We start from the raw sequence: 25,496 nt of genomic DNA on the forward strand, positions 1-25,496 counted from the left end.
AAGTAGGATTCCCCCAGATTGCTTTTTGGCTTTTTAACGGGGAGAGATGACATGAATGCAATTCCCTTGAGGGGCTGGCCCTATGGGGGGAAAAGATCACCAGTGAGACTGCTGGCTGATCTGGGGGTGAATGCGAAAAGTGATGCAACTCTCGCTGAAACCCTTCCCTTTACGGCAGAAGACACCACCTGCGGGGTGGAAAACGAACTACAGGCCGGGGTCTGCGGCAAAAGGGAAGATGTGGACCTCCCCCGGGCCATCCTGAATTCCAATTACTATCAAAACCTGCAGAAAAGGCGGCAAAGGGGCGAACTGCCCAAAAGGGCGGTTTCCGTTCTGGATGAGTGGCTTAAGGAAAACCCAAACCAGATTTGGGATAATTCCTGGGTAAGGGTGCCGATGCGCCTTTTGTCTCCCTTGGCCAGGCGGATTCTGGAGCAGGATCTACTGGCCGACAAGTCTGATCCGGATAAGGGGACCAGAAGCGACGCCGGGCGATTCCTGGATCGAGAAGCCAATGAACGCATATTAAGGATGCCTGTGAGCTATCTTTTAAAGCTCAGCCTGGCCGATAGCGTGGGGAGTCAGCCCGGCCTTTCGCCCCTGGTTCGCGAGGCCGGGCTCAAATACATGGGCCATTATTTAAGCGACAACACCTCGCCTGAGCTCTATTCCTTTCATACCGTAAAGCTCAGTAAAAAAACCGGCATGGGAGCCGAGATCGCCAAGGAGACGGCCCGCCGCTTTGTTCTGACCCAGCTTTTGGTTCAATACGCAGAGTCCGCGCTCGGTCTGGCTGCTTCCGGACAAAAGGTGGATGTTTATTTCGCCCCCCATCCTCCGGTGCGCCAGAAAAGGCTTTCCGAAACCATACCGGATGCCTTTTATCGGGAACTGTTCATGAATCCCTGCCTGTCCGGCTGGGATGAAGGCGAGAAAAAACATCATTACATGCACCTTTGCCACCAGGTGCTCTCCCGGGCCCAGTTCAATTCCCTGGGCAGGTTGAAAGACGCCGGAGTCATCACCAACAACCTGGTGGTGATGCCGAGCGCCTCCAATATAAGCCTGGCCAATAACGGCACCCATATCTCCCTGGGCAGTCGCAGGCTCACCAGCGCCCTGGCCGATTCCGGGTCCGGCTTTTCAGCCAGCCATGAAAAATACCTGGGCGACCTGGCCATCAAGATGAGCGAGCATTTTCTGTCCCTTTTTGTTGGCAACTACAGCGCCGCGCCCTACAGGCTATGCTTTAGCGATTTTCAACCGGAAAAACTGCTGACATTTTTGCCATATCAGCTTGATTACACCCATTTGCGCATGATCTGGCGCAGGTGGAAGAAAAAGGCCCGCTTAAAGACCCGTTTCCTGGGTTTGAGACTGACACCCTTTGGCCCGCCCTGGCTCGATGAGCCCATAAGCCGGATATTCGGTTTAAAAGGCGATTATGTGCCTGATTTCAGGCTGCTTGACTATCTGGTGGCCTTGATGAGCACAGACCGCAGCCCGGCCCTGAACGGATCGGCGGGCAACCAGGAACTCCTGAAAAAAGACCTGGCTCAAATGGGAGTTTTCGATACGCACATGCCGGTTTACATGGCCCTGCGCCAGAGGCATTTCAGCCAGATGGGCTTCAGTGGTTTTGAAGGCCGCCACTACAGCCTTTTTTACAAGTTCAGCGAGGACCTGGGCCGGGCCGCGGACCTTCAGACCCTGGTGACCGCAGTTGCCTTCAAGCTTATAGCCAAAGGTGAATTAACCCATTCCCATATTCCCGATGATCCCCAGACCGAGAGCGAAAGGCGTCAGATTTTTTTTGGCGCGGCCATTGGCCTGCCCACCTTTTTTGTGCGGGCGGATACTGGAAACCTTTTTCTGAGGCAGATACTGGAACAGACCCGCAACCTGCGCTTCAGCCGACGTTACCCCGGCTATCTGCGGGTGATAAGGGCTGAATTCCAACAGGCTGCGGCCAGATGGCTATGCATCCAGGGCAGGGAGATCATAGCCTCGCTGGGTTTGGAAGAAACAGTCCAGGATCTGATTTGGCGGCTGGAGCACCCTGAATCACGTTCCGCCGCAGGCAGGCTCACCAGGGAGATCAACCGTAAATTGAATGTAAAGTCCCCTTGTTCTGTAAAGGCTGAAGAATTCAACCAGGCGTGCGAGGCCTATTACAGAGATGAGCTTTGCCAAAAACACCTCAAGGAATCCTGGCTGGTATTGGAGGATGACTTGAGCGGGATGATACGCGACCCGCAGAAGATTGGCCCCCGTTTTAAAAAGGCCCTGCAAGAGCTTTTGGGCTCTCAAGACGCCCTGGACTTTGTTCAGAGTATGCAAAAACCGGTATTGAGACGCAGCTTGCGGACCGTCGAGATCTTGAAGCTTATCAATTTGGTTTTATTGAATATACACATGAAAGATTGTCAGGTCTCTAAGAGTGAGGGTCCTGAGAGGTCGGAGAATTTGGAAAATGAAACAACCAGGCAGGCATCAGTATATTGACCGGCGCACCGGTAAGGTCTGCGACGAAAAACTTTTTGCCGACAAGATGGTGAACTTCCTTTATTCCGAGGTGCGTGAAAACGCGCCCTTTGTATTCAAATCCCTTACCAGCTCCCGCGCTTCCAGCTTTTTGGGATACCTTAATTTTGAGGCCCTGTTGGGAACCAGGCTTGCAACGCCCAAGCGCCTTTTACGGCAATGGGGGGTGGATACGGCCGAGTGCCTGGACGACCCGGCATCCCTTAATTCACCGGAAAAGGTATTCACCAGAAAAATATGTTATTGGGAATGCCGCCCCATGCCCTCTGAGCCGGGCCTGGTGGTGTCACCGGCGGATTCCCGGGTGCTTTTAGGCTCTTTTAAGGATGATTCCCTTTTATTTGTGAAAGATAAATTCTTTTCCATAAACGAGCTGTTGGGGGAGTTGAAAGGGAGATGGATCAAGGCCTTTGATCAGGGGGATTTCGCGGTGTTCCGTCTCACCCCGGATAAGTACCACTATGTGCACACCCCTGTGGCCGGCAGGGTGGTTGATATATACGAGGTGGAAGGAGCCTATCATTCCTGCAATCCCGCGGCCGTGGTCAACCTGGTCACTCCCTATTCCAAGAATAAAAGGGTGGTGACAGTTATTGACACCGATGTGCCCGGCGGCACGGGTGTGGGCCTGGTGGCCATGGTGGAGGTGGTGGCCTTGATGGTTGGCGAGGTCCTTCAGTGCTACAGCAGGCAGGCCTATGATGATCCCTGGCCGGTTGTCCCCGGAAGTTTTCTGCTAAAAGGACGCCCCAAAAGCCTGTTCAAGCCGGGATCCAGCACTGTGATTGTTATCTGCCAGAAAGACCGGGTCAGGTTTGACCAGGACCTGATCGACAATCTCAACAAGCCTTCCACGGTAAGCCGTTTTTCCCATGGTTTTGGCAAGCCCCTGGTGGAGACCGATATAAAGGTGCGGGCCAGGGTGGGGTCAAGTGTTTTGGCTTGAGCTTTTCAGGGGGAGAGAGAAATGATAAATGAAATTTTTGTGCTGGGCCTGGCAGGGGTCTACGGAGTGCTGCTCTTTTGGGCCTGTCGCAGCCTTCCCGGCGAGAAATGGCAGATCGCCTGCGCCATTCCCACTAAAAAAGATGAAACCGGCCATTGGCAGGGGCGCAATGTCACCTATTACGGCATATTCTCAGCCAATGCCCTGGCTTTATCTTTGGCCATGATCTTCATGATGCTGGGTTCGCTAAGGGTGAGCGCAGGTAAAACCCTTTTGTTCATGGCCCCGCTCCTTTTGGTCTGTATCCCGGCCTCCAGCCTGGTGGCCCGCTGGGTGGAGAAAAAACCCGCCACCCTGACCATCGGCGGGGCCTCTTTTGTGGGGCTTATCCTGGCCCCCTGGCTGGTCCTGGCCACCCGGGCCATATTGGGTGATCAGGCCGGAGCGGGGCTCAGGGTGCTGCCTGTCATGGCCTGCCTGACGGTGTGCTATGCCTTTGGCGAAGGCTTGGGGCGCTTGGCCTGTGTCAGCTTCGGCTGCTGTTACGGAAAGCCCATCTCGGAATGCCCCGCCTTGATTCAAAAACTTTTCGGTGGCCTGGCCTTCAGGTTTGAGGGGCATACCAAAAAAATAGCCTATGAAAGCGGCTGGGAAGGCAGACCGGTTTTACCTGTACAGGCCATTACCTCGGTGATCTATGTCGGCACCGGTCTTTTGGGGCTTTATCTGTTTCTTTTGGATTATTTCAGCGCGGCTTTTTATGTGAGCCTTTTGATAACCGGCCTGTGGCGGGCTTATTCCGAGACCCTGCGGGCCGATTACCGGGGCAAGGGCAAATTGAGCGCCTACCAGTGGATGGCCTTGGCCTCCATACCTTATGGCGTGTGTGTGGGGCTATTGTTTCCTGTGCATGGACTTTTGAATCCGCCGGACGCGGAGCTTGGCTTCCTGGCTTTGTGGAATCCCTGGGTCTTGATTCTTTTACAGGCCCTTTGGCTGGCCATTTTGGTTCATTCCGGAGCCAGCAAGGTCACCGCTTCCACCATAAGCTTCCACGTAGTCAAGGATAAGACCTGATAGCTTCGAGTTTTTGAATGCTTGAAACCGGAGCCCCCGGCTAAAAGGGCTCCGGCTTTTTTTATTGGCCCACCGGGGTGAACTCGACCTGGTCGATCAGCTCGAGCGTCAGGGAGTCGACCACCTCCAGGTTAATATTTTTTCCGTTTACATGGAAAAAGGCCAGCGCTTTTCGGGGAGAAAAGGCCTTTAGGTAATCTGTGTTGGCCGGATAGTCAAGGTTCCAGGGGGCGTCGACCTTGGCGTAATAAGGAGCCCCCACCGTGCCTATGGTTATGTGCCAAAAGGATTTGGTGATTTTAAGGGGGTCTTTGGGCTGATACTTGGCCGGGTCGTAAAGGGGGATGCCTTCTTTAACCAAAAGCCTGGAGTAATTGTGCTCATCTCCGCAGAGAACCCCCCTGAGCTTTTGGGCGGACATGAGGATTTTCAGGTACTGGTCCCTGCGCTCCAGGCAACCCGGTATTTTTTGTTTGGCATCCGGTTTAACCGAATTGAAGACCGGTTTGAATTTGTTGCTGCCGCCAAACCACATGCTCCTGGCCCCGCGCCCATGGCCTCCGTTGGGAAAAACAGGGGTGTGCTGGGTGATGAAGATATGGTCTATCTTGGGGTTTTTTTCCAGGTCGGCCAGGGTCTTGGCAAGCCAGGCAATCTGGTTGTCCAAAAGATAGCCCCACAGGTTTCCGCCCACGGTCTTGTCCTTGGGGAGGGAAGGACCCATCAGGTAATGGGTGTTAAGCACCACCATGGCCGTGTTGCCCCAGATATAGTAGAAAACGTTTCCCTTGTAAGTGGGGAAATCGCCGTCAGTATGGGGGTTGGGGTCATACCAGGCGCCGTCCTCGCTTATGGGGCCGTTTTCCGGCATGACAAATTCCGAGGCGAATATCGCCTCGGCCGATTGGTCGGCAAAGGGAAAGCGGTCGCAGGAAAGGCCGTATTCGCTGCCGTCGTCCCAAGCCCAGACCAGGGATTCATGGTTGCCCATGCCCACAAAAACCGGCATGCGGCTGGCCCAGGGCAGAATGGCCCTTTTAAAGGCCGTCATCTGCACCTTTTGATCATGGATATTGGCCTTGTAGCCGGTCATGGTGTCGCCTGTGAACTGTAAAAAGGCCGCGTTTTTAAAGCTGGCCAACACCATGGCCCTTCTAAGCACATAGGCGTTCACCCCGTTCATGTTGCGTTCGCCCGAATTAATGGAATTGCGGCTGTCACTGCCAAAGCAAAAGGTAAAGGGTTTTTGAGAACCCTGGGCAGGGGCCGTGGCCAGGGAGTAGGTCTCAATATGCCCGCCCGCCGCCACCGTATAGGTGTAGGAGCGCCCCGGCTCAAGCATGTCTATGGGGATTTTGTGGGCAAAGGCCGGGTTGGGTGAATCAAAGCCCCTTTTGTCCAGGATTATTTTCACCGGGGCCTTCCGGTTTAGTTTAAGGGCAATAACTGCCGAAGAATCGGTTACTTTTACGACAAAAGGCCCTTCCGCCACACTGACATCGACCTTAAAGGGTCCGTTGCCGGAAAAGGCGAATCTTCCTTCATAGAGGATGCGGCCCCTGCCGTCCGCCACTCGGTAGTAAATCATGCCCTTTTTTTGTTTTTCCCAACCAATAAAATCAAATTTCCCTTTAAGGTCATCCATGTCCAGGCGGGCAAAGCCATTTTTTATGGGGGTGTCAAAACGGTATTTAGGCAGGGGAAAACGCCCCTCGGCAGGCTGCCAAAGGGAATAGAAAAGCGTGCCCTGGTTAAGGTTGAGCCCGAATTCCCGGTCTGCGAAAAGAAAGTCAAAACCTTTTGCCGTGCCCTTGGGCGAGCCTTGCAGCATTGTTATGGTGTATTTCGGCCGCAGTGAGGAGGGCAGGGGGTGCAGGATTTTTTCACCCTTTTTGACCAGGGGAATGCCGTTTTGCACAAATATGTTCTTGTAGATTGCCGGGACTTGTCCCTGGTCCAGGGCCCGGGCGGGAGTAAGGGTCAAGAAGATGCCGAGTCCGGCGGCTAACAACACCCAGGCGAATCTTGAGGTTTTCATTGGTTTGCCTCCAGTCCGGAAAAAACTTGGCCCCGGCAGGCAATTATCTGCCAGGGGGCGTTCTCAAAGAGGGTTAGGCATAGGGCGAAGATGAGGACGGTATTTAGCTTTTGAACAGGAATATGAAGTAATTGCCTTGTGATTACGTTAGACGCTCGTAAAAAGGGTGGCAAGAAAAAAGAAGCAGTAGAAAGGTGAACAAGGCCTTTTAGGTCTTTAAATTAAATACGAATGGCTGATTCCGCCCCGGCGGGGACCGGGGCGGTTGCTATTTCTAGGAGGCCTTGCGGGTGAGCTCCAACTCCACCGGATCTTCATAGGGGAGTTCCTTGTTAGGTAAACTGAGCAAAACAACCTCTTTTTTGGGTGGCGTTTTTGTGCCGGTGACGGCTTTTGTGTGCCTCTCACTCAAAAGGGTCTGAAGCCGGGCGATTATCTCATCCGAGCCGACAACCTGTTGGTCAAGCTCTCCGGCAGTCTCAGAGATGTTGATTGCATTTTCAGTGCTTTCCCGGACCAGGAGGTCCAGTTCGGCTACAGTTTGATTAAGGCTTTTCAAGTCTTCAGCCTGGGTCAGCCCCGCCTGGGCCGCCAGGCTGACCAGCTGCGCCGCCTTTTGCGAAGAAAAATCCACCTTACTAATATTTTCCTTGGTCAGCTTTACAAAATGATCGCTGTTTTGAATCCTTTCCACTGTGATGCCAACCAACTCCTGAGTCTTGCCAGCTGCGCTGGCGGTCTTTTGGGCCAGTCTGCGCACCTCGTCGGCAACCACTGCGAAACCCGCTCCGGCCGAGCCCGCCCTGGCCGCCTCCACCGCGGCGTTTAGGGCCAGGATATTGGTTTGAAAAGCTATCTCATCAATGGATTTCACGATGTTTTGAATTTCGCCTCCCACCTGGGTCATCTCCGCCATGGCTCGGGCCATCTTTTCCATGGCCTGATCAGCGGATTGAATCTGGCTGCGGGAGTCGTTCATAAGCGAGTCGGCCTTGGTCAGATTTTGAGCCGAGTCTTTGGTCCTTTGGGTCATTTCTTCCAGGCCCTCTGAACTATGCCGCAGGGATTCCGCTTGCGTTTTTGCGTTTTCAGCCATCTCCCGTGAAGAAAGGAGCATCTTGGAAGATATTCCCCCCAGTTCACGCGACCCAAGGGCCAGGCGTTTAACCACCTTTTGAATGGGCTTGGTCACCGATCCGGTGAGGAAACGGCCTCCGGCCAGGGCGCTTGCGATTACAAAGCATAAGACCAAAAGGATAGTCACGATAACCGTGTTGGTGAGGTCGTCGACCGCGGCCAGGGCCTGTTTGCGTGGGATTTCAGCCACAATGGCCCAGTTGGCCTGTCCTATTTTGACCGGGGCAAAAGCGGTTAAAAATGCCCGGTTGTTTTGGTTAATGGTTTTTTCGCCGGTGAGCCCTTGACTAGCCTTCCTTAGCGGGGAGTAATCCTTGAGGTCAGAGTCCCGGCCCATATCGCTGCGGGGTTTGAAATCGCTTCCCGCTAAAAAGACCCTACCTTTGTTGCCGAGTTTCTGGTCATGGGCCAAAAGGGCGTTAAGGGGCTTTTGGGCAAGTTTCAACACCGCCACCAGTTCCAGGCTCCGGCCGGTCATTACAGGCGCCGACAAAAAGGCCCTTGGTTTGCCATCCTGAGGAGGATAGGGGCTGAAATCCGTGAAAACTTCGCTTTTCGCATCCCTGGCCCGGGAAAAGGCCTTATTGAGGCCGCTTTGGGCCAGATCGCCGGTAAAGACATCTTGGTCCAGGTCCGAGCCTCGGGCGGCTGTGTAAAAAATGTGGCCTTCGGGTGAGAGCAGTAAAATATCCTCGCATTGGATGCGGCTGCAAAAGGTTTGAAAATAGTCCCTTTTGTCTGCGTTTGTTTTGGGGACAATAGCCTCGCCCAATTCTATGCTGGAGACAAGCCCCCAGTTGAGTCCCGGAAGTATAAGCGGGTCCCAGGCCACCAGCCTCAGTTTGCCGTCATCTCCCGTGAACATGCCGAGCCCCTTTTTGCCTTTTAACACCTGGGCGAGATAAGCGGGCATTTTGGAAAAAGTGGCTGCGGCCGGGACAATTCCGGGCAAGGTTGCTTTAGTTGGGGAAGAGCCGGACTTGCCGGAAGCGGAATCCGGCGGCTTGGTTTGTCCAGGTGTTTTTGAGGCCTCGGCCTCAGCCAAAGAGGAGCGCAGGCTGATTTGCCCCGCTTTTTTACCCACAATGTAAGTAAGCCCGCTTTTGCCCATGCCCTGGCGGCGGGCAACTGTCCGGTTCAGTTTTTCAAGACCCAGCTGTACTGCCACCACTGCCTTGAGACGGCCAAAATAATCCCTGACCGGCGCGCCGACAAAGGCAGCCTGAATTCCTTTTTTGGGTGTATAGGAGCTGAAATCCTCCACAGACAGGGATTTTGTTTTAACCACCCGTTTCCAGAGCCTGGTAAGGCCGGTGTCTTTGAATCTTCCCTTGCCCAAAAAGGCCCCCAGGTCCAAGGCCTTGGCCTGGCTGAACATAACCAGCCCCGATTCCGCGTCAATGATGTAAATATCCGGGTAATCCTTATCTTTGGCGAATTTGTCAAAAAAAGGCGCCAGGAATTTATGCAGGTCCTGATAACCCGGGTCTTTGACAGTAAAGGAATCGTCAAAGGAATTTAAGTTTTCATTGTCTTCGTTATAGGCCTCTTCAAAAGTGAGCACCTTGACATAGGCCTGCAAAGCATCCTGCCCGGCAGCCAGGGCTTTTACATCGGAAACGATGTTTTGAAAAAGTTGTTCAATATCCGCTTTTTTCAGCTCCTGGGCTACATTCAGTTTGGCAAAGGCCTTTTTTCTAAGCACGCCCACCATCTCAACCAGGGAGGATAGATTCTGTTCCTTTTCTTGAAAATAGTTTTCCACCTGGCGCTTTTTGGCGTCCCTCACACTGGTGAGGTGGTTGCGGCTGTTCTTTATCAGGGCTTCTGTGGATTGTTGCAATGAAAAATGGGCCATGATTCCCAGAGGTAAAAGCCCCACCAATAGAAAACACAAGATAAGTTTGCTGCGCAGGTTTATGGATTTGAAGTTTTTCATAAACAGTACCTCGGCTTAGTGTCCCTGTTCAGGGGGCGATCATGTTAAGGGCGTTTTTGTGATCAGGTAGTGGGCAGTTTATCGGGCAGAGGCAGCTTTTTTGAGGGGCTTGTGTGACGGTTTGGTTAAGGTTGATTTTTAAAAATACCAACTATTATAGGGCGTTTGCTGCGTTAACCGGGAGCCATGGTCTTTATGGATGGAAACCGGGTTGAGCATCACCTTTGGATCAAGCTTTTAGAACTAGGAGCTAACTTGAGTTTTGGGAATTTTTATGACCATAATTGACCTGCCGGTGTGGATTATTGCCTTGTCTTAGTTTTGCTTTTCTTGGTTTTTTGATAGTTACGTGGAGTTTTTCCTCCTGTCGGGCCAGAGTCCTTATCTTGAATTCCCTTAAATAAAGAGCTGCTTTACCGGGAAAAACCTGTTTCAGACAGAGAATTAAAAAAGCTATGACAGTAATTAATACTTTATTAATCCCATTGGAAAATGGAAAATATGCCATAAGCTGGGAAAATACGTTTAGCGCTTTTTAGTGTTCTCCTTGCTATTGCCTTTAACCAGGGCTCCTTTTTGCATCAGGAGTGGATTGTTAATCCATGGCCCCTGCTCTGATGCCAGGCGCCCGGCTTAAAAAAGCAACATGGATTCTTTTGGGTAAAGGACAGTTGTTTGTTGAAAAAGCAGGGACAAAATCTGACAAGCCGGATAATGGTTCCCCTTATTTTGGGCGTGGGACTGGGGCTGGTTGTTGCGGCATGGGGAGCGCTTTGGCTTCAGCAGCGGGATATCAACGGCATGATCGCTGTCAGGCTGGCCGGAGCCGAGCGGATTCTGGGCACAATGCTTAATAATCAGGCAGGCGTCATGAGCGCTGTCTTGGGTCGGCTTGTAGATGATTCCTCAATGCAAAAGGCCCTTTCAGGCAAAGACCGTGAGGCTCTTCGTCAAGCTGCAAAACCTCTTTTTACGGAAATTGAAAAGAGATATTCCATTTCCCGCCTTAGTTTTTACAAGCCGGACCAAACCTGTTTGCTGGCCTTGTCCGATGCCCGAATTGAGGGGCTTAAGTGCGAGGGCCAGGTTCTCAAAAAGGCTGCCAAGACCTTGAGAATTACCTGGGGGGTGGAGCTGAATGAAGGGGAAAAACCTTACTTAAGCCTGGTTTATCCCTGGATTGTAAAGCAGAAAATCATTGGCTTTGCCTCCCTGGGTATGAACCTTAGCCATATCACTGGAATTATTCGTGACAACCTCGGCCTTGATCTGGTTCCGTTGCTGTATAAAAAATTTTTAGACCGAAAAGATTGGGGGAAAGGCCAAACCAGAGGCAACTGGAATGACTTCAAGGCCCTGGTTCCCCTGGATGACACCTGGAAACTGCCGCCTGCCTTATTTGATTACCTGAGTGAGTTGGGAGATAAGGTCCCTACGGGCGTGACTGGAATAATGTCCGGTGATCGGGACCTGCGGGGCGGGTTTGTGGGGGTGCGGGACTTTGAGAATAAAAAGATCGGCGAACTTTTTTTGCTCTATGACGTTACGGCTCAAAGCAATGCCTTGCGGCAACTTTGGGCCGGTCTGGGGGGAATAAGCGTTTTTTTAGCCGCCTTTTTATTGTTTTTGTTTCGCAGCTATCTCAGAAGGGTGGAGAAAAACCTGGATCGGACCCGACAGGCCCTGGTCAAGGAAGAGGTTCAGCGCAGGCGGATTCAACAATCCCTGAAATATGAGGAACAGCGCTTTTTGGATATTGCCGCCGTGACCGGCGAATGGGTCTGGGAGGTGGATGAAAAGGGCCTATTCACCTACGTCAGCCGTCGGGTGGAGGAGGTTTTAGGTTATAAGCCTTCTGAGATGCTCGGCAGGCATTTCAGTGAATTATTTATTGATTCGGAAAGGGAGCGTCTTTTCCCGCTTATTGATGAATTGTTCGAGGAGAAAAGGTCCTTAATCAATCTGATCAACCGGAATCAGCATAAGAACGGTGAAGAAGTCATCATAGAGACCAGCGGTGTGCCGGTTCTGGACTCCCGCGGGGATCTTCTAGGCTATCGGGGCACGGACCGGAATGTAACTGAACGTGAAAAGCGCAAGGCGGCCTTGGGCAGGGCCTTGGGACAATTGCAGAGTATTTTGGCCAGCGCCACCCAGATGGCCATAATCGGCATGGATCTGACCGGCCTCATCACGGTCTTTAACACGGGTGCCGAGCGTATCCTGGGTTATTCAGCCGAGGAGATGATCGGCCGGACCACTCCTGAAATTTTGTTTTTACCGTCCGAACTCAAGGCCGGGGCAGGTCAATCGAGCCAAACAGCGGATGGTGAACATCAGGGGTTTGACGATCTGCTCAAGGCTACTTTGAAAAGCGGCTATGAACAAGGGGAATGGACCCTGGTCCGCAAAAACAAAGAGACCCTTATCGCGGACGTCATTTTGACTCCTCAATACACCGAAAACGGGGGCCTGACAGGATATCTGGCAGTGGCCCTGGATATCACAGTCAAAAAACGCATGGCCCAACATTTAACCCGGCTTAATCTTTTGAAAGAAAAGCTGCTGGCTCCAGGTGACTTGGAGCAGAAACTGAATTTGATGGGCCAGAGCATGGTCAGGATGTTCGATGCCCATTGGGGCGGGATATGGGTCATGTACTCCAATGATCCGGATGAACAGGATCGTGAACAATCCTGGCAGCAAAGAATGGATGAAACCGGCCAATCCTTACGTTTGGCGGCAGGAGCCGGACCAGGCTCTGAATTCTGGAATAAAAAATGCGAAAAAATGCCTCTTCCAGATTACCTGATTGGCCGAATGACTAAAGGCGGTGAGGATTTGTTTGTCACTAACAACCCTTGGCCCCTCCCTGAAATGGAAGATCTGAAATGGATGGAGCAGGAGGGAATCAGCTCACTTGCCGCCCTGCGCCTGGTGAATCTTGCCAATCAAACCATAGGCGTGATGGCCTTTTTCACCAAGATGCCCATAGCTGACGAAGATAAAGCCTTTTTTGAAAATATGGGGGCCACCGCCAGTCAGGTTATCCGGACCGCTCGGGCGGAAGAGGCAAGGGCGGAATTTGAGGCAAGATACCGCCGTATTTTTGAAAACATAAGCGATGTTGTCTATACCCTGGATCATGAGAGGCGTTTTCTCACCATAAATCCCGCGGTAAAGAAGTGCCTGGGGTATACCCCAAGCGAAATGCTGGACCGCAAATTGGAAGAATTCATGCTGCCCAGATACAGGCTGGCATTTTTGGATAAATATCAAAATGAAATTGAGGAAAAAGGTTTTTCCGCCGGGGTGGGGGCCTTTGTCTCCAAATCCGGGGAGACCCATTACATTGAATTTAAAAACAGCCTGACTGAGAGATCCGGGGAACAGGGGCACATCACCGGCTCCGGCCGGGATATAACCGAAAAAATGCAGGCCGAGATACAACTCAAGGAAGCCAAGCTGGCGGCGGAAGCGGCGAATCAGGCCAAAAGTGACTTTTTGGCCAATATGAGCCACGAAATACGCACCCCGTTAAACGGCGTTTTGGGCATGGCCAGTCTATTGGCCGGGACAAAGCTGGATTCCGAACAAAGGGATTATATTGAAACCATCTGCTCCAGCGCAGACGCCCTGCTGGTCATTATCAACGATATTCTTGATTTTTCCAAAATAGAGGCGGGCAAGCTTGATATTGAGGCCAGGGATTTTGATCTGAACGCTCTCCTGGAAGAACTGGGTGATTTCATGGGGGTGAGGGCCCAGGAAAAGGAAGTTGAGTTTATCTGCCATCTGGCCCCCAAAGCCCCCTCCCTGGTAAGGGGAGACCCGGGCCGCCTGCGTCAGATTCTGATCAACCTTTTGGGCAATGCGGTCAAGTTTACAAATAAGGGCGAGGTGTGCCTGGAAGTTTCGACCCTGAAGCAAGATCAAAATGGGGCTGAGTTCTTATTTGAGGTGAGGGACACCGGCCTGGGTATGGATGACAATGAACTGGCCGAAGCCTTTCAGGCCTTTACCCAGGCTGATTCATCCTTTACCAGGCAGTACGGCGGCACTGGCCTGGGGCTGGCCATCTCCCAAAGGCTGGCTGATCTTATGGACGGCAGCTTGGGCGCTGAAAGTAAAAAGGGAGAAGGCTCCACCTTTTGGCTAAGGCTTTTTCTGGAAAAACAACCCATGACCCCTAAAGGCCGGGGGGAGCCGGCGCCGGACCTTGCCGGGCAAAGAATAATGGTGATCATTCAAAACCGGACCGCAAGTCAACTTCTCAAAGAGACGCTTTCCTTTTGGGGGGGGAGGGTTGATTTGTTGAGCCAGGCGGAAAGCGCTTTGAGCCGGCTGCAAAAGGCGGCCACCAGCGAAGATCCTTACCATTTGGTCCTGGCTGACGCCTCTGCTCCGGCAGTCGATGGGGTCAAGTTGGCTGAGAAAATAGAGCAAGATAAGGTTCTTGCCCAAACACCGGTGATTTTGCTCAGCCTTTTGACCGGAGACAAAAACGGGTGGCAAAAAAAGCATGCCAATGTGGCCGCTGTATTGACCAAGCCTCTTAAAAGAAGCAAGTTGGCTGGCGCCCTTAAATACCTGCCCCTTAAACCGCAGGCAACAGGCATAAAGACCCAAAGGCGCATTCTTACCAGATACAGCCTGGAGAACCTGAAAAAACAGGGGCTTAACGCCCTGGTGGTGGAAGATAACCTGGTTAATCAAAAGGTTGCCACCACTTTTTTATCCAAATTGGGTTTTAAAACCAAGGTGGCGGGAAACGGTCAAGAGGCCGTGGAAATTCTGGCTGAGGAAACCTTTGATATTGTTTTCATGGATATCCAGATGCCGGTAATGGATGGTTTCAGAGCCACCCGGCATATTCGGGATCCCAACTCACCGGTCCTGGAACATGAAGTGCCGATAATCGCCATGACGGCTCATGCCATGAAAGGCGACCGCAAGCGCTGCCTGGATCAGGGAATGGATGCCTATGTGGCAAAGCCCATAGATATGAATTCCCTGGCCGAAGTCATTGAGCAGGTGACCATGTCCTCCGGCCCGGAACCCCCTGATTCGGTGCAAAAGGCTTTTCAAAAAGTGCGTCCCAGCTTCGGGGCCCGGAATCTGGATCTGGAGCTTTTGCTCAACAGGCATGGCGACACTTTTCATTCTTTAGTGGGAGGTTTTGTCGAGAATTCCCAAAACCAGGTTTCTGGCATGGAAAAGGCGCTTAATAAAGGAGACGCCAAGGACCTGGCCCGACGCGCGCAGGTTCTTAAGGGCATGATCGCCAACTTTGCCCTGGGTGGAGCCCATAACGTAGCCGAGGAGATGGAAAACCTGGCCCGGAGCGGGGAGCTGGACCAGGCGGCTTTTTTGCTGGACGAACTGAAGCACAAAGTGGGTGAACTGGCGGAGCGGCTGATCGCCATAACCAGCCGGGAATCAGACCCTGACTAACAGCTGGTGATTGTAAAGACTCCTTGAACCCTGCCGCCTTTAAAAAACTGTCTGTTTTTGTGCTTAAGCGACCTGTAAACAGGATCAACCCCGGATTTATAATACGCTGTTTCCGAAAGGAGAAAAAAAGGTGCTAAAACGGTTTTTGCTTTTTAGCTGTGCGGTTGTTTTGGGGCTTGGTTTTCCTGTTCTTTCCTCGGTCATGGCGGCTGAATCACCTGCCCCGGCCATTGTTTTGGGAGCCAGGGTGCAGCAACATCTGGCCTGGCTTGAGCAATCCAAGGAACTCACCCTTAATCAAAATGATGACATAAGTGGATCTCAGACGGGCCTTATGAGCAACAGTTACTTCAGGGCCAAGTTCACCAGCGCCGATAAAAAGGTGGGAGCCCATGTGGAGATAGGGCTTAAGTCAACAGTGGGCTATCGCCATGTATACGGATGGTGGAAAGATGGTCCTTTTAAGTTGCTGGCGGGAAATACAGACAACTGGCATGGCGCGGCCTATTGGAATAACCAGAAAATGGGGGTTTCTTCGTCTTGGGACCTCAAGGGGTGGGGAAAATTGTGGGCCCCGCGCAGAAGCCAGGTTCAGATTAACTGGAATCAGGAAAACTGGGGTGTGCAGTTTGCCCTGGAACAGGCGGCAGGCCTTGGGGCCCCTGCTGGAGTTGATGTTTATCAGCCTTTTCCCAGGGCTTCTTTCTCAGTTCAATTCAACACAAAACATTTCTCCACCACCCCCTCTTTGGCCTTTGTGCGTTACGACCTGGAGGGCATGCCCCCTTCCGGTGATGACTCCCTGGATGTCTGGGCAGTTATCCTGCCCCTTAAATTCAGCTTTGAAAGTTGGGAGGTTATAGGGGAGTTGCATCATGGGCAGAACGTGGGCCTGGGCTATTCGGGCTATCCTTCCCTGGCCGGGCCGGTTTTGCTGTCAACTTCCAAATATGAAGACACCACGGTGACAGGCGGTTATCTGGACTTGGCCTATAAACTGAAGTCATTGACCCTTGCCCTTGGCCTGGGGTTTGAAACCTTTGAAAACGATGCCTGGAAAAACCGCCTGGGTTATTCAGACGACACAAATACCAGGAAAGTTGTTTACCTGGCTTTTCCCTATAAACTGCATCGCTATCTCACCCTGCATCCTGAAATTGATTTTCTGGACCATGGTGACAACCCGGTGGATGGCGGGGATCTGGGCACCGAGATTATGGCCGGTATTCTGTTCAGGTTTGTTTTTTAAGGCGAATACCTTGCGGGGGGTAACGGGGAATACAGGTTAAGGTACTTTAGTTTGTCGTTTTTTCAGTAAAATTCGGAAGGATTTTTGGTTAAGCCCGGGCGGCCCTTAGAAGGCCGCCCGGGCTTCAATCGGTATGGGACTTATTTTTTCTAGAGCAAATCGCTTACTTCCGTGTAATCAAGCCCAAAGGCTTCGGCCACGGCCCGGAAGGTTACCTTTCCCTTGACCACGTTGGCGCCCAATTTGATTTCGTTGTTTTCCTGCATGGCCTTTTTCCAGCCCTTGTTGGCAATTTCCACTGCATAGGGCAGGGTGGCGTTGGTAAGGGCCTGGGTGGATGTCTTGGCTACTGCGCCGGGCATGTTGGCCACGCAGTAGTGCACCACTCCGTCGACCATAAAGATGGGGTCTCCGTGGGTTGTGGCCTTGGAGGTTTCAAAGCAGCCGCCCTGGTCAATAGCCACATCAACCAGCACCGAACCTTTTTTCATGGTGGCGATCATTTCCTTGGTGACCAGTTTGGGCGCCTTGGCTCCGGTGACCAGCACCGCGCCGACCACAACATCGGCTTCCTTGACCAGTTTTCTGGTAGTGGCCGGGGTTGCCATCAGGGGGATGCAGTTGGCCGGCATAACGTCGCTCAAATAGCGCAGCCGCTCCAGGTCCAGATCCAGGATGTAAACCTTGGCTCCCAGGCCGCAGGCCATCTTGGCCGCGTTGGTTCCCACCACGCCGCCGCCGATAACCACAACCGTACCCGGGTCCACACCCGGAACACCGCCCAAAAGCACACCGTGTCCGCCCTGGGCCATCTCCAGGTATTTGGCGCCCTGCTGAATGGCCATACGGCCAGCCACTTCACTCATGGGGGTCAAAAGGGGAAGAGAGCCGTCGGCTTTTTGGATAGTCTCATAGGCAATGTCTATGGAATCACTTTTGATCAGGGCGTGGGTCAGTTCCTCGGCCGCAGCCAGGTGCAGATAGGTGAATACAATCTGATCTTTTCTGATCATGTCATACTCAGAGGCCAGGGGCTCCTTGACGTGCATAACCATATCGGCGCGTTTATAGATCTCTTTGGCTGTGGCGACCATCTCCGCCCCGGCCCGCTCATAGGCTTCGTCAGCGTATCCGCTGCCATTACCCGCCGCCTTTTCAACCAACAACTGATGGCCGTTTTGCTTCATAACCTCCACCCCGGCAGGGGTCATGGAAACACGATTCTCTTCAGCTTTGATTTCTTTAAGGATACCGACGATCATGATTTCTCCCAATCTAGGCATTTAAAAGAGGAAAGGCTCGCGCCGGGTGGTTTTTCCCCACGCACGCGTCCTTACTTTGCAAGTAATTTGCCATTTCCCCGGAATTTATGAATTTTTTATCGTCGGATTGATGATTTGAATGCCTTTGGTTTATGTTTTGGGGAAAAGAATTGTATTATTAAATAGATGTCTATGTGCAAAGAATTTTAATTCGGCGGGTTTGGCAAAAACCGCTAATTCAGATTTATTTGACGGTTCATAGTCAATATGGTAAGAAAACTTTCCACTCCTTCTGAATAATCCCCGGAACATATTGATATAAATGTCTATATGAATTTTGGAAATATTTCGAACCACTGGTGCAAAATGTTTCCATCTAGAGACCGTGCTTTTTAATTTTGTTTAGCAAAGTGGTGTGCGATATCCCCAGATTAGTTGCCGCTGTTCTGATGCTGGTTTTCCGCTTCAGGATCTGGGTGAGAATGGCTTTTTCATATTCAGCCAGCATTTGCTTTAAGTTTGCCTCCTGTTTCGTTGTTTGGGGCAGGGAATTGCCAAGGCGGCGGTTGGGGGTGGCCAACTCAAAACTGAACAGGATATTTTCCGCGGCCACCGGCCCGGCTTCACCCAGAATGGCCGCCCTTTCTATGACATTTTTCAATTCTCTCACATTCCCGGGCCAGTCGTGGTTTTTCAACTTAAACATGGCCTGTTTCGTAAGCTCCCTGGCGGGCCGGTTAAGTCTGGAAGTGAGCTGGAACAGAAAATGTTCCGCTAAAAGCGGGATGTCCTCCCGACGCTCCCTCAAAGGGGGAATGTGAATGGGCAATACATTGATGCGGTAATAAAGGTCCTGGCGGAATTCTTTTTGTTCCACCATCTGCTCCAAGCTTCGGTTGGTGGCGGTGATAACCCGGGCTGTTATGGGGATCTCTTTACTGCCGCCTATACGGCGGACCAGTTTATCTTGAATAGCTCGCAGTAGTTTGGCCTGGGGGCCAAGGGGAAGATCGCCAATCTCATCTAAAAAAATGGTTCCGTCCGCAGCCTGTTCAAACAGACCGGGTTTGCCATGTTTCTGGGCGCCGGTAAAGGCTCCGCCCGCATAGCCAAACAGCTCGCTTTCCAAAAGCGACTCCGGCAGGGCTGCGCAGTTTATCGGCACAAAGTTGCCTCCCCGGTTGCTGGCCTGGTGAATGGCCTTGGCAAAGAGTTCCTTGCCGGTTCCGCTTTCCCCTCTGAGAGAGATGATGGAGTCTGTGCCCGCTATTTTCTGGGCAAAGGATATGGCCTGTTTCAAGGCCGGATGTTCGCCGATGACATCACCAAAGGTGATTTGCGTGGGGTCTGAGATGGAGCGGGCCAGTTTTTTGATTTCCTGCATATCCTTGGCTATTTCAACCGCCCCCACTATGTTGCCTGAAAAATCTCTGATCGGCTTTTGGGTGGTGAAGTATTGAAAACGTCCGTTTGGGGTGTTGAAGCTTTTTTTCTGGTTGGAGATTTCCTCACCGGCAAGGCATTTGAGCAGATGATAGTCCGGCAGGAGCATATTGGTCAGCGGTTTGCCTATCAGGTTCTTGCCTTTTGCGTCCAGGGTTTTGCGCGCCATGCTGTTCAGTATGGTTATGTTGCCCTTTTGATCTATGGCAATGACCCCGTCGCTCATGTTGTCCAAGACGACCTTGAAGCTGTTTTCCCTGGCCTCGTGGGGCAGGATTTCCATGAAGGTGATGTTCTGAAGGTCTGGAATCTGGTTCAATATGCGGATCAGGCTGGTTTTTTCCGGGCTCTTTTCACCCGACGCCACCTCAAAGAAAATATTGGTGCGGCGGTTTTCCCTCTTAACCTCCATGGTGTTTATATTTATGCCGTTTTGAGCTAAAAGAGAAGATATGTCCGCTATTATGCCCACCCGATCCTTGAATACCAGTTTCAATTTGAGTATTTGCTTCATGGTTCGTCCGTTTTGGCTTAGTGGTCTGATTCCGGACCACAAGTTTAAAATAAATTGCTCCCGAATGGCAAGTTTTTAGACCAAGGTGGCATCGGCGGGGTTGTGGACTTACATTTTCAATGACTAGTAAAGTGGTAGTTTTGGGCAAAGGGAAAAACCATGAATCTAAATCAGGTATACCAAGAAAATTTGGCCAGAAGGGTGAGATCACTTTATCAAAATGATGATTTCAGCAGAAAAGATGAAGCCATAGACAGCAAGTTCTATGAAAAGCCCCGCTTTGTAGAACACCTTGACTCAACTGCCCTGGCCGCAGTCACCAAGGTGATAGATAAACTGGTGGTGGAAAAGAATCCGGTCGTTTTAGACCTCATGGCGTCCTGGGACAGTCACCTGCCTTTTTCCCTCGACCCGGCCGAGGTTGTGGGGTTGGGAATGAATGCGGAGGAGCTCAAGACAAACCAGGCCCTGGATCGCTATGTAGTCCAGGACCTGAATGAGAAAAATATACTGCCGTTTAATGATGCTTGTTTTAATCTGGTTCTGAATACAGTCTCCGTGGATTATCTTACCAATCCGGAAGCGGTTTTCGCCGAGGTGGCCAGGGTGTTGAAACCAGGTGGTCTTTTTTTGGTTTTTTTCTCAAATCGTTTTTTTGAGCCCAAGGTGACCAGGATATGGCGCAACGCCTCTGAGAGCGAGCGTATTTGCCTGGTGGAACAGTGGTTGGCGGATTCCGGCCTTTTTACCGGCACTAAAGTTTTTGTGCAAAAGGGGCTTAAAAGGCCGGAAGACGATAAATACGCCCACACGGGCCTGCCTTCCGATCCGGTGATAGCTGTCTGGGCTGAGCGTAAAGGCGGTCTTGCAAACAAACCCCCCAGGCCCAGACCGGCGCCCCGTCCCCGGTCACTGACCCCGGCTGAGTTGAGGGCCCAGGCTAAGGAAGTGGCCAGGACCCTTAAATGCCCCTATTGCGGGGAGCGCCTGGTCAAGTGGCAGGTCCCCCAGACCCCCTTTACGGAATGGGATGCACCCTTTATGCATCTTTGTGCTAATGATCAGTGCTCATACTTGCAGGCCGGTTTTGAGGTGATGAGTGAGCAGGGAAACACCGGTGTGAGTTACAGGTTTGTCTTTAATCCGCAAAATAACTCTGTGATCTCGTTGCCGGTGCACAGTTTGTCCACTTTAAAGGATGGGATCGTGGAGTGATTTTCCGGCTGTTTTTCCGAACCGATTATTGGCTCGAAAGAAAAGCGGTTGAAGGCGTTTGGAACTGAAAATGCCTTCAACCGCGCTTGATTTGGGACAAGGAGGTTTTTTATTTCACCGAAACCAAAGCATCCAGCGCCATGACGCCTTTGCCTTTTTCAAATACCAACAAGGGGTTGATATCCAGTTCACTTATCCTGTCGGATAAACTCATGGCCAGGGTGGAGGTCTTTAGAAGCACCTCCACCAGGGCGTCAATATCCCTTGGCGCGCCGCCCCTGGCCCCCTTGAGCAGTTTGTAGGCCTTCAGCTCTTTTAACATATCTTTGGCCTCGAACGCCGTTATGGGTAAAACCCTGGTGGAGACATCCTTGAATATCTCCACATAGGACCCGCCCAAGCCCGCCATCAGGACCGGACCGAATACAGGGTCGTTTTTTATGCCCACCAGCATTTCCAGCCCGTTTCGAACCATGGGGGAGATCATCACTCCTTTAAGCCTCGCCTGTGGCCTGGCCCGGCTCACACCTTGCATTATGCTTTCAAATGCCTGTGTTGCCTGGTCTTTGTCTTTGATATCAAGGATAACGCCTCCCACATCGGCCTTGTGGGCAACCTCCGGGGACACGATCTTCATAACCACCGGAAAGCCGATTTCCGCTGCCTTTTCGCCTGCCTCGCTTTTATCAGTCACCAAAACATCTTTGGTGGCGGGTATGCCAAAGGCCTGAATAAGCTCCTTGGAGGTCATTTCATCAAGCTCTTTGCTGTCTCCGTCAAGGAGCTGCGATACTTTGGCGGTCAGAGACTGGTCTGGCGCCACGGTGGGCTGCTTTTTGCGCTCTGACTGATGGGCGAGCGCCTTGCGGAACCGGTTCAGTTGTCCCAGGGCATAGATGCACCTGGTTGGCTCTTCATAAAGGGGAATCCCATATTTCTTAAAATCTTTTCTGATGGGATCGTCACAGGCCATCCAGGTTACCAGTATTGGTTTTTCGGTCTCCTTTTCCAGCCTGGCTATCGGGGGAACCAGGATATCCTTCATGTGCTCAAGCAGCCCGATAAAGACCACAATGGCGTCTGTGTTGGGGTCGTCCGCCACGCATTTCAGGCAATCGTAAAATTTTTCAGAGGCAGTGAGCACTTGAGCCGTTAAGTCAACCGGGTTTTTGGCAGATCCGAAATAAGGTAGCTTTTGGGTGAGGTTTTCCTCGGTTTCAGGGGCAAAGGTCACCACATTCAAACCGAATCTTTCACAGTCATCGGCCATCACCACACCGGCTCCGCCTGAGATGGAGACAATGCCCACATTGTCGCCCTTCAGGCGTTTGGGATTGCTGAAGACCTTGAACAGGTCAAAGAACTGGCCCACGCTGTCCACCCTGAGGATTCCGTTTTGCTCAAGAAAGGTGTCTGCAATACGGTCTTCTCCGGCGATTGATCCGGTGTGGCTGCTGGCCGCCTGACTCCCGGCCATGGAACGCCCCACCTTCATAACCAGAAGGGGCTTTTGTTTTTTAAAGGCCAGGTCGGCGCATCGAGCCAGTTGATCAGGGTCATTGATGGCTTCCATGTAAGAGGCAACCAGGCCCGTATTCTCATCATCCAGGGCGTAGCGCAGAAAGTCGCTGGTGGTCAGGACCGCTTCATTGCCGGTTGAGACCATATAACTGAAACCAAGCCCCATGCGCTGGGCCATGCCGTAAAAATGGTAGCCCATGGCCCCGCTTTGAGAGCAAAAAGCCACCGGCCCCTTGTTAAAGTCGCCGTTAACCAATGATCCCGTGAAGGTCGCGGTCACTTGGTTGAAATGATCGATAAAACCCTGGCAGTTGGGTCCGCAGACCGGCATGTTGTATTCGCGTGCGACATCCTGGATGCGCCTTTGCATGGCCTTTCCCTCTTCGCCCGCCTCGGCAAATCCGGAAGAAAAGATCATGACCGATTTTATGCCCTTTTGCGCCGCTTGCAATACAGCGTCCGCCACCAGTTCGGCCCGCACCACCACCATCAAGTGGTCAACCGCTTCAGGTAAGGCCGTGATGTTTGGATAGCACTTAAGGCCCTGACATTCTTTATATTTGGGGTTGATCGGGTAAATGGCTCCCTGATAACCGTATTCCTTGAGGAACCTTATGGGCCTGCCTCCAATGGTGTTGCCATTTTGAGACGCCCCTAAAACGGCTATGCTCTTTGGTTTGAAAAGAGGGGTAAGATCCATTGCTCGTTTTTTTCTCCTCTATTGGTGGGCCGCGCCTTGGGAAAGGCCCAAAGGCATTTTTCCTTGCCTGTTGCCTCGGCCTTATTCCAGGTTCCAGGCTTTGCGCATGCGTTCGGCGCTTCCGGCTTCCTTGTATTCACCAAGCCATTCTTGAACTTGAAGCACCGCCCCAAAGCCGCCCTTGGGCCCCACCAGCACCTCCCGGCGGATGCCTTCTATTTCCTTGAAGTTGGAGTAGCGAATACCTTTTTCATCAAATTCAGCCCTGGCCTTATCCAGGTCTTCCACATCAATACCTATGTGCTGCAGGCTTTGGCCTCTGGCTTCAATATGTTTGGCCACAAAACTGTCCGGTTCCGTTGCCTCTAAAAATCCTATGATCATGTCGCCACCGACTATGTAGGCGTCGGAGCGGTATTTTTGTTCCGGGTTTTCCACCTGCATCAACAGCTCGGCTCCGTAGACCTCCATGAGCCTTTTGCCGACCTCTGCCATATCTTTTACCGCAAACGTGATGTGATCTACTCTCTTTAACATTTTTTCTCCTTTTGCAAGGCAGCCTAAAAACCGGCCGACATGGTGTTGGGTAAAAACATGGTTATCTGGGGGAATGCAATGAGAATGACCAGGGTCAGGATGTCCATGGCCACAAACCAGGCAATGCCTTTGAAAATGGTTTCCAGTTCTATCTGATCTCCGACCACTCCCTTGATTACATAGACGCTTAATCCCACCGGTGGCGTGATAAGCCCTATCTCCAGATATTTGATCATGATGATGCCGAACCAGACCATATTGAAGCCCAGGCCTTCCATCACCGGGAACACCACCGGCAGGGTGAGGAGCATGACTCCCACCGGATCCAGGAACATCCCCAGGAACACATAGACAATCGAAAGTCCGGCCAGGATGGCGACAGGGTGAATATCCAGGGTGAGGACAAATTCGCAGATCACATTCGGCAGGTCGCTCACAGCCATGAACTTGGTGAAAATTGTGGCCCCTAAGGCTATGGCAAATATCTGGGAGGTGCTGCGCACGGTATCGCTCAAGGATTCCCAGAAATTTGTCAACTTGAGCTTGCCGGTGAGCGCGGCTATGAGAAAGGCTCCGGAAGCTCCCACTCCGCCCGCCTCGGTGGGGGTGAAAAAGCCGAAGTAGATTCCGCCTATCACCAAAATGAATAAAACGAAAATTCCCCAGGTGTACTTAAGGGCCTTGAACCTTTCACCCCAACCGACCTTTTCTTCGGAGACCGGTCCCAGGGCCTTGTTTCTTAGGCTCCGTAAAAAGATCATCCCCATGTAGATCAGGGCCGAGAGCACCCCGGGAATAAACCCGGCTATCAAAAGCAAGCCGATTGAAGTTTCGGTAAGTGCGCCAAAGAGAATCAAAAGGATGCTGGGCGGTATCAAAGAGCCGATGGTTCCGGCAGCGGCAACTGTGCCTGTGGCCAGGCCGGCATCATATTTATGGCGTATCATTTCCGGTATGGAAACGCGCCCCATCATGGCTGCGGTGGCCAGGGAAGATCCACAGGCCGCGGCAAAGGCCGCGCAACCCGCCACCGAGGCTATGGCCAGGCCCCCGGGAATATTGGAGAGCCAAAGCCTGGCGGTGTGATAAACATCCTTGGTCAGGCCCGCGTGGTGGGCCAGATACCCCATCAGCAGGAACAAGGGAACCGTGGTCAATACGAAGTTTGCAATAAAGGTGTAGGGTTCCAAACCCAGAAGGCCGGAGGTGGGGCGCCAACCTAAGATGGCGAAATACCCGGCCGCTCCCACCACGGCCAAAGCAAAGGCAACATGAGTCCTCAGGGCGATAAGCACCAGAAGTACGCCTATTCCGATGAGTCCGATAATCCAGGCTTCCATGTCTCAAGCTTCCCTGTCTTGTTTTGCGTTGAGATTTGCCGCGCGACTGAGCCCGTCCCTTAAAAGCTCCAGGCAAAAGGCCAGGCATCCTATGGGAATGAACCACTTGCTGATCCAGATGGGGAGGTTGATTATGCCGGAGACATATTCCCTTACCTTTGTGGACTCAATGGCTATCTCCAGGCCAAACCAGCCGATAAGGGCGTAGGCAACAATGCCCAGAACCAGGCTGAACAGGTCCAAAATGTTTTTCAGCTTGTCGGGGAGCTTCCTTGTAAAGAGGTTTACATAGATATGGCCGCGTTTTTGGTGGACAAAGGCCAGGGGGAAAAACACCACAGCCACCATGAGAAAGGAGGCATTGATCTCAAATACCGCTGGAATTGGAGTTTTAAAGATATATCGCCCAATTACATCGGCAGGAACCAGGAACATCATGGGGATTAACAAGAGTATTGAAAAGATGGTAAGGGCCTTTATGAACCAGTCCAGAGATGTTTGGCAGGTTTTTTTCATACTCATGACGGCACCTTTTACCGGAGTCTCCCCTCCACCGGGCCTGTTGCCCGGCGGAGAG

At 52.1% G+C, this 25,496-nt stretch carries 14 protein-coding genes; 6 read left to right on the forward strand and 8 right to left on the reverse strand.

Features of this window, described 5'->3' with window-relative positions:
- The first annotated feature begins 51 nt into the window (after positions 1–51).
- From X474_RS16620 to X474_RS16630, 3 genes are read left to right on the forward strand one after another with little or no spacing between them, the layout of a single operon-like run.
- Positions 52–2,508, forward strand: coding sequence for a hypothetical protein (locus X474_RS16620; protein WP_044350484.1), 2,457 nt, complete (start codon positions 52–54; stop codon positions 2,506–2,508).
- The gene (locus tag X474_RS16625) at positions 2,477–3,493 is read left to right on the forward strand and encodes a phosphatidylserine decarboxylase (RefSeq protein WP_044350486.1); all 1,017 of its coding nucleotides are present in this window, start codon (positions 2,477–2,479) and stop codon (positions 3,491–3,493) included. Before X474_RS16620 ends, X474_RS16625 begins: the two co-directional genes overlap by 32 nt.
- A gap of 21 nt (positions 3,494–3,514) precedes the next feature.
- The gene (locus X474_RS16630; protein ID WP_044350488.1) at positions 3,515–4,570 is read left to right on the forward strand and encodes a prolipoprotein diacylglyceryl transferase family protein; all 1,056 of its coding nucleotides are present in this window, start codon (positions 3,515–3,517) and stop codon (positions 4,568–4,570) included.
- Positions 4,571–4,631: 61 nt separating this feature from the next.
- Here X474_RS16630 and X474_RS16635 read toward each other — a convergent pair whose 3' ends face one another.
- The gene (locus X474_RS16635; RefSeq protein ID WP_044350490.1) at positions 4,632–6,608 is read right to left on the reverse strand and encodes a metallophosphoesterase family protein; all 1,977 of its coding nucleotides are present in this window, start codon (positions 6,606–6,608) and stop codon (positions 4,632–4,634) included.
- A 274-nt stretch (positions 6,609–6,882) separates the two neighbouring features.
- The gene (locus X474_RS16640; protein ID WP_052515322.1) at positions 6,883–9,684 is read right to left on the reverse strand and encodes a methyl-accepting chemotaxis protein; all 2,802 of its coding nucleotides are present in this window, start codon (positions 9,682–9,684) and stop codon (positions 6,883–6,885) included.
- 678 nt (positions 9,685–10,362) lie between these two features.
- Here X474_RS16640 and X474_RS16645 point away from each other — a divergent pair.
- Positions 10,363–15,138 carry a PAS domain S-box protein gene (locus X474_RS16645; RefSeq protein WP_156360811.1) on the forward strand — a complete coding sequence of 1,592 codons (4,776 nt, stop codon included), beginning with the start codon at positions 10,363–10,365 and terminating at the stop codon, positions 15,136–15,138.
- 130 nt (positions 15,139–15,268) lie between these two features.
- The gene (locus tag X474_RS16650; RefSeq protein ID WP_044350493.1) at positions 15,269–16,387 is read left to right on the forward strand and encodes a hypothetical protein; all 1,119 of its coding nucleotides are present in this window, start codon (positions 15,269–15,271) and stop codon (positions 16,385–16,387) included.
- Positions 16,388–16,536: 149 nt separating this feature from the next.
- Here the strand turns inward: X474_RS16650 and ald are convergent, their stop codons facing one another.
- Complete coding sequence (gene ald, locus X474_RS16655) at positions 16,537–17,649, reverse strand: alanine dehydrogenase (RefSeq protein WP_044350495.1); 1,113 nt, start codon at positions 17,647–17,649, stop codon at positions 16,537–16,539.
- A 376-nt stretch (positions 17,650–18,025) separates the two neighbouring features.
- Positions 18,026–19,606 (reverse strand): sigma 54-interacting transcriptional regulator, encoded by a 1,581-nt coding sequence (locus X474_RS16660; RefSeq protein WP_044350497.1) that lies wholly within the window; start codon positions 19,604–19,606, stop codon positions 18,026–18,028.
- Positions 19,607–19,765: 159 nt separating this feature from the next.
- Here X474_RS16660 and X474_RS16665 point away from each other — a divergent pair, with 159 nt between their 5' ends.
- Positions 19,766–20,821: a class I SAM-dependent methyltransferase gene (locus tag X474_RS16665; RefSeq protein ID WP_044350499.1), complete on the forward strand. Its 1,056-nt coding sequence runs from the start codon at positions 19,766–19,768 to the stop codon at positions 20,819–20,821.
- A 109-nt stretch (positions 20,822–20,930) separates the two neighbouring features.
- On the opposite strand, the gene X474_RS16670 is transcribed toward X474_RS16665, so the two are convergent.
- From X474_RS16670 to X474_RS16685, 4 genes are all read right to left on the reverse strand, one after another.
- Complete coding sequence (locus tag X474_RS16670; protein ID WP_044350501.1) at positions 20,931–23,042, reverse strand: acetate--CoA ligase family protein; 2,112 nt, start codon at positions 23,040–23,042, stop codon at positions 20,931–20,933.
- 81 nt (positions 23,043–23,123) lie between these two features.
- Complete coding sequence (locus X474_RS16675; RefSeq protein ID WP_052515323.1) at positions 23,124–23,579, reverse strand: VOC family protein; 456 nt, start codon at positions 23,577–23,579, stop codon at positions 23,124–23,126.
- Positions 23,580–23,602: 23 nt separating this feature from the next.
- Entirely contained in the window at positions 23,603–24,919 is a 1,317-nt protein-coding gene (locus tag X474_RS16680) for a TRAP transporter large permease (RefSeq protein WP_044350503.1), read from the reverse strand.
- 3 nt (positions 24,920–24,922) lie between these two features.
- A complete protein-coding gene (locus X474_RS16685; protein ID WP_082464445.1) occupies positions 24,923–25,441 on the reverse strand; it encodes a TRAP transporter small permease subunit in 519 nt (172 codons plus the stop codon).
- Positions 25,442–25,496: the final 55 nt, after the last annotated feature.

This window comes from Dethiosulfatarculus sandiegensis, assembly GCF_000931935.2.
GTDB classification, from domain to species: Bacteria; Desulfobacterota; Desulfarculia; order Desulfarculales; family Desulfarculaceae; genus Dethiosulfatarculus; species Dethiosulfatarculus sandiegensis.

Bases quoted from the DNA above. Each gene is read 5' to 3' on its own strand.
- X474_RS16620 (WP_044350484.1), top strand. From the start codon at position 52: ATGAATGCAATTCCCTTGAGGGGCTGGCCCTATGGGGGGAAAAGATCA.
- X474_RS16625 (WP_044350486.1), top strand. From the start codon at position 2,477: ATGAAACAACCAGGCAGGCATCAGTATATTGACCGGCGCACCGGTAAG.
- X474_RS16630 (WP_044350488.1), top strand. From the start codon at position 3,515: ATGATAAATGAAATTTTTGTGCTGGGCCTGGCAGGGGTCTACGGAGTG.
- X474_RS16635 (WP_044350490.1), bottom strand. From the start codon at position 6,608: ATGAAAACCTCAAGATTCGCCTGGGTGTTGTTAGCCGCCGGACTCGGC.
- X474_RS16640 (WP_052515322.1), bottom strand. From the start codon at position 9,684: ATGAAAAACTTCAAATCCATAAACCTGCGCAGCAAACTTATCTTGTGT.
- ald (WP_044350495.1), bottom strand. From the start codon at position 17,649: ATGATCGTCGGTATCCTTAAAGAAATCAAAGCTGAAGAGAATCGTGTT.
- X474_RS16660 (WP_044350497.1), bottom strand. From the start codon at position 19,606: ATGAAGCAAATACTCAAATTGAAACTGGTATTCAAGGATCGGGTGGGC.
- X474_RS16665 (WP_044350499.1), top strand. From the start codon at position 19,766: ATGAATCTAAATCAGGTATACCAAGAAAATTTGGCCAGAAGGGTGAGA.
- X474_RS16670 (WP_044350501.1), bottom strand. From the start codon at position 23,042: ATGGATCTTACCCCTCTTTTCAAACCAAAGAGCATAGCCGTTTTAGGG.
- X474_RS16675 (WP_052515323.1), bottom strand. From the start codon at position 23,579: ATGTTAAAGAGAGTAGATCACATCACGTTTGCGGTAAAAGATATGGCA.
- X474_RS16680 (WP_044350503.1), bottom strand. From the start codon at position 24,919: ATGGAAGCCTGGATTATCGGACTCATCGGAATAGGCGTACTTCTGGTG.
- X474_RS16685 (WP_082464445.1), bottom strand. From the start codon at position 25,441: ATGAGTATGAAAAAAACCTGCCAAACATCTCTGGACTGGTTCATAAAG.